This is a genomic window from Amylolactobacillus amylotrophicus DSM 20534 (assembly GCF_001434555.1).
Lineage (GTDB): Bacteria > Bacillota > Bacilli > Lactobacillales > Lactobacillaceae > Amylolactobacillus > Amylolactobacillus amylophilus.
The window spans coordinates 1-5,223 of record NZ_AZCV01000014.1; the positions used below are offsets into that span (position 1 = coordinate 1).

The 5,223-nt window shown below is 34.0% G+C and carries 7 protein-coding genes and 1 pseudogene; all 8 read right to left on the bottom strand.

Translation table 11 applies throughout. The features are described 5' to 3' along the window. Positions 1-49: 49 nt before the first annotated feature. The 8 genes and pseudogenes from FC62_RS07790 to FC62_RS07820 all read right to left on the bottom strand — a co-directional run bounded on the left by FC62_RS07790 (position 50) and on the right by FC62_RS07820 (position 5,134). The gene (locus FC62_RS07790) at positions 50-244 is read right to left on the bottom strand and encodes a Rep family protein (RefSeq protein WP_056945824.1); all 195 of its coding nucleotides are present in this window, start codon (positions 242-244) and stop codon (positions 50-52) included. A gap of 123 nt (positions 245-367) precedes the next feature. Beyond that, on the bottom strand, positions 368-523 hold the full coding sequence (locus FC62_RS07795; RefSeq protein WP_002328822.1) for a protein RepA: 156 nt from the start codon (positions 521-523) through the stop codon (positions 368-370). 536 nt (positions 524-1,059) lie between these two features. Continuing rightward, on the bottom strand, positions 1,060-1,338 hold the full coding sequence (locus FC62_RS07800; protein WP_013641315.1) for a hypothetical protein: 279 nt from the start codon (positions 1,336-1,338) through the stop codon (positions 1,060-1,062). Between the two features lie 164 nt (positions 1,339-1,502). After that, positions 1,503-2,240, bottom strand: a complete 738-nt coding sequence (gene erm(B), locus FC62_RS07805) for a 23S rRNA (adenine(2058)-N(6))-methyltransferase Erm(B) (RefSeq protein WP_001038790.1) — start codon at positions 2,238-2,240, stop codon at positions 1,503-1,505. Positions 2,241-2,364: 124 nt separating this feature from the next. Then, positions 2,365-2,448, bottom strand: a complete 84-nt coding sequence (locus FC62_RS07810) for a 23S rRNA methyltransferase attenuation leader peptide (RefSeq protein WP_013641314.1) — start codon at positions 2,446-2,448, stop codon at positions 2,365-2,367. Between the two features lie 48 nt (positions 2,449-2,496). Next, positions 2,497-2,580, bottom strand: a pseudogene (locus FC62_RS08475) (MLS leader peptide); the annotation flags it as partial. Positions 2,581-3,184: 604 nt separating this feature from the next. Beyond that, complete coding sequence (mobV, locus tag FC62_RS07815) at positions 3,185-4,396, bottom strand: MobV family relaxase (RefSeq protein WP_074412848.1); 1,212 nt, start codon at positions 4,394-4,396, stop codon at positions 3,185-3,187. Positions 4,397-4,648: 252 nt separating this feature from the next. Next, positions 4,649-5,134, bottom strand: a complete 486-nt coding sequence (locus FC62_RS07820; RefSeq protein ID WP_236693800.1) for a replication protein — start codon at positions 5,132-5,134, stop codon at positions 4,649-4,651. Between the last annotated feature and the right edge of the window lie 89 nt (positions 5,135-5,223).

Genomic DNA, 5,223 nt, shown 5'->3' on the forward strand with positions numbered 1-5,223 from the left:
AAAATGATTCATCGTCATTCCTCCTGCTATCTTTTTCTATTATTCTACCTTATTTGATAGTAGATTTAAAACTTTGCAACAGAACCGCCACAGGTTCAGTTGAAATAATCTCTTTCCAATTCTCTGGCAAACTTTCAGGATAAACAACAATCCACCAGTTACGACCTCGCTTATAAGGCTGTTTAGTTTTTGGATTTAAATTCTTTCTAGGCAATGTCCAATCTGTTCTATTTTCATTTTCCATATTTTTCTACACCTTCCTAGTTACTCTACTAGGAAAACAAGGGAAAATTTGATAAACTTGAGTTGCGAAATCAAAGAAAACCAAATCTTGCGAGCCCTTGCTATCTTCCTAGCAGGGCTTTTTTTATTTAAAAATAGTCCCCTTATCATCAGCTTGATTAATTAAAAATGTAACCAAACCTGATTTAGTCATTCCATATTTTTGTGCCATTTTTTCTAGTTTGTCATTCGATTCAACAGGTAAAGATAAAGTCACTTTTTTCTTCTCAACTTCAACCACAAAATACACCTCAATTCTCTTCAAAATCTCTTTTACACTGTAATTATATTATACATACGACAGGAATACAAGATTTTACAAAAAACTTTTTTTCACCTCGAAATAGGTGCTTAAAACGTTCATATAAAGGTATTTACAAGACATTTAATCTTTTTATCTATTTGGACAATGGACAATGGACACATGGGGGGTGTCGTAGTGCCCCCATGAGTTGGTCGATTTTTTCAAAATCTCCCCCCAGTTTGCTTCCCAATTCCTAAAAACTAATAAAACCGCGGGCGTTGCCCACACCCACAAACGCAATGCGTTTGATCATGCCTCTGAAAAGTAGCTAAACATTCACACCTGTTGGCTTTCCGTCGTCTATGCAAAAGCTAAATGACAACAAAAAAAGCTGCAAGGGTAAATGCACTCACTACGTTCGCCCTTGCTGCTTTTTCTATTGCCATTTTTAACGCTTATGCCGACGAAAAGACCAAACAGGTATAAATATACTCGAATTGATTTAAAACGCCTTAAAACGCAAATATGAGCTTCTAACGACTTAATTCATCTCTATCTCGTGTTCGAGTTTCATTTCTATGAATTTTTTCAAACTCTCCACCTTTTACAAACTCTTTAATTTCGCTCACAAGGTTATTCATGAGCTTTTTAGCTTGTCCAACAGTTGCACCAAGGGTATTTTCCATAAACTGATTAAAACCTCTGTAAATGCCCTTAATTTCGTTTTTAAGCGATTTATTCTCTTTCTCCAACGAATCAATTTTCTCTAAATTATTATTAAATCTATCTGCCAAATCATTGTAATCACGCACTACCTCTTTGTATTTGCCTTTTACGTAATCAATTCTTTTTGGTAAATCTGTTTCTGCATATTTTTTTAGTTGCTCATTCGATTTATATAAATCTTCATAATAATTTATCTACATTCCCTTTAGTAACGTGTAACTTTCCAAATTTACAAAAGCGACTCATAGAATTATTTCCTCCCGTTAAATAATAGATAACTATTAAAAATAGACAATACTTGCTCATAAGTAACGGTACTTAAATTGTTTACTTTGGCGTGTTTCATTGCTTGATGAAACTGATTTTTAGTAAACAGTTGACGATATTCTCGATTGACCCATTTTGAAACAAAGTACGTATATAGCTTCCAATATTTATCTGGAACATCTGTGGTATGGCGGGTAAGTTTTATTAAGACACTGTTTACTTTTGGTTTAGGATGAAAGCATTCCGCTGGCAGCTTAAGCAATTGCTGAATCGAGACTTGAGTGTGCAAGAGCAACCCTAGTGTTCGGTGAATATCCAAGGTACGCTTGTAGAATCCTTCTTCAACAATCAGATAGATGTCAGACGCATGGCTTTCAAAAACCACTTTTTTAATAATTTGTGTGCTTAAATGGTAAGGAATATTCCCAACAATTTTATACCTCTGTTTGTTAGGGAATTGAAACTGTAGAATATCTTGGTGAATTAAAGTGACACGAATGTTCAGTTTTAATTTTTCTGACGATAAGTTGAATAGATGACTGTCTAATTCAATAGACGTTACCTGTTTACTTATTTTAGCCAGTTTCGTCGTTAAATGCCCTTTACCTGTTCCAATTTCGTAAACGGTATCGGTTTCTTTTAAATTCAATTGTTTTATTATTTGGTTGAGTACTTTTTCACTCGTTAAAAAGTTTTGAGAATATTTTATATTTTTGTTCATGTAATCACTCCTGAAGTGATTACATCTGTAAATAAATACAGAAGTTAAATGATTTGTTTGTAATTTTAGTTATCTGTTTAAAAAGTCATAAGATTAGTCACTGGTAGGAATTAATCTAACGTATTTATTTATCTGCGTAATCACTGTTTTTAGTCTGTTTCAAAACAGTAGATGTTTTATCTACATTACGCATTTTGAATACCAACATGACGAATCCCTCCTTCTTAATTACAAATTTTTAGCATCTAATTTAACTTCAATTCCTATTATACAAAATTTTAAGATAATGCACTATCAACACACTCTTAAGTTTGCTTCTAAGTCTTATTTCCATAACTTTAGGGTTAACCATACGCAAGACCAATCACTCTCGGACAATACTCATGATTTTAATGATAAAATCCATGTTAAACCCATAGATAAGAAATACACCTGCAATAACCGTTACCTGTTTGTGCCAATTTAAAAATGCACCACTTTTTTATAATTAAAACGGTTGAAAACTGTACCACTAATAACTCACAATAGAGAGATGTCACCGTCAAGTTAAATGTACAAAATAACAGCGAAATTTTTAAATCTATTTCTTATCGATACAAATTCCTCGTAGGCGCTCGGGACCCCTAATAGTATCAAGATAAGAAGAAAAGGGTATTTTGCTCCGCAAAAACCCTTTTAAAAACCGTGGGCTTCCGCCCACCCCTGACAAACGCAATGCGTTTGATCATGCCTCTGAAAAGTAGCTTTATCACGTAATTACTTTTCGTCGCTCAGCAAAAGCTAAATGCCTAAAATAAAAAGACAAGGGTAAACGTTGCTCACGTTGTTCGCCCTTGTCTTTATTATTTATAGCCATTTTAAACGCTTATGCCGACGAAAAGTAATAATCACGTGTAAATATACTCGAATTGATTTAAAACGTCTTAGAACGCAAATATGAGCTTCTAACGACTTAATTCATCTCTATCTCGTGTTTGAGTTTCATTTCTATGAATTTTTTCAAATTCTCCACCTTTTACAAATTCTTTTACTTTGTCTAAAACGCCACTAACAAGCGTTTTAACCTGTTCAGTTGTAACTTGCTTAGAATCTTTAAAGTACTCTTTAAACCCTTTGTAAATGCCCTTAATTTCGTTTTTAAGCGATTTATTCTCTTTCTCCAACGAATCAATTTTCTCTAGATTATTATTATATCTATCTGCTAAATCGTTGAAATCACGCACTACTTCCTTGTATTTTTCTTTTACATAGTCAATCCGCTTAGGTAAATCAGTTTCCGCATATTTCTTTAGTTTCTCATTCGATTTATATAAATCTTCATAGCCTTGTATTAAGGCATTTAATTTATCTTCAGGGATAATCACATTTCCTGTTTTTCGTTCTTCATTTTTCGTAAATTCATGTCGCAACTTACCAATACCAATGGTTTCGCCACTTGGTACTTTGACCGTTTTCGTTTCGTCTTTTAAATCTAAACTTTCTTTCTTGATTGTTGGTGTTTTATCGTTCGATAACGCTAAAACTTCTGACTTCCGCTGTTCCAGCGTGGTAGTCAGCTCTTTTAATTCATCCTTTGCCTTTTTATATTCAGGCACTGTTAAATTTTTACGCTCTGACCCTTTTTCGCCACGTTCAAGCTCAAAACCACGCTCATTTAAATACTTTGGCAATTCGTCTTGTACCGCTTGTAAGGCTTGACGATTAAAAACAGTCTTTGCTGATAGCTTGTGTTCGTCATTAAACGGCACAATTCCTAAGTGCATATGCGGTGTCGTTTCGTCTAAGTGAACTTGAGCATAGCGGATATTCTCATCACCAAATTTTTCTGAAAAATATGATTTAGCAACTTCAAAATAATCTTTAATTTCTTTACTATCTTTATCTTTAAAAAATTGGTTGTCAGAAGTTATGATCCATTCGTTTATTAATACAGCATCTTTTCTGACAGCACGACTACTTGATTTGTTGTCGTTAATAAATTGCTCAATATCTCGTTTATAATTTTCTGTCCGATTGACCAAATCATAATTTAAATGTGACCGTTCAACATCAATATCTTTGTTGGAATGATTGTCTGTATTTCTCTGATTATGATTACCTACCCCAACTAAATTTCCTGATTTTACCTTCTGCATTCTCGCCACTACAAATGACATATAAACACTCCTAACTTCGGGACAGCTTCCATGTAAAGTATAACCCACTATACTTTACTTCGTAAAGGTGGGCTCGCCTAGGGGTCTTGCAGACGGCTTATTCGGCTCTTTTGAGCCGAGTATCAGCGCACCCTTATGGTGCAATTAGCTGATACAAAAAACAAAGAGTTGGCTCATGTAATCCAACTCTTAAAACACAAAAAAATAACCCCCTTGGCTTTTCAGCAGGGGGCATATTTTTTATTTAATTCCTCACTCTTTATAAACTTGGTTTTCTTTTTGCCAATTCGATTTTATGTACTCTTTTATAAAAAGAGTATTCCTCTCTGTTAGCAATTCGAACCAACCAGCAGGAGCTCGGTCAGACATACAATAATCAGCAAAATCTTTTAAATGCATAATATTGTTATCCGAAATAAAACCAAGCATTTCTTTTAACGCTTGTCTTTTATCACCAGTAGATAACGCTAAACAACTTTCAAGGTCAAATCCACCAAACACTTGTATTTCTGTATTATCGTATTGATACTTTTCAGGATTATCCATATGCGTTAAATATCTAACAGCACCAGTTAAACCACTTATTCTTTCAGGAATCGGTGCCCTTAAAGCTCTTGCCATTTCGTCCATTTGTTCAAATGATTTATTGCCCTTGTAATTAAAAACTATATGATAATGCGGCTTTTTCTTTGTTCCGTCTGCATTAACATCTTTATCATGTAATGGACTAATTGCCACAGGGGTTCTGTTGCAAAGTTTTAAATAAAGAATAAAATCCCTTACGGTATCTATGATTTAAGCTGGGATTCCCAATAATACCTTGATTT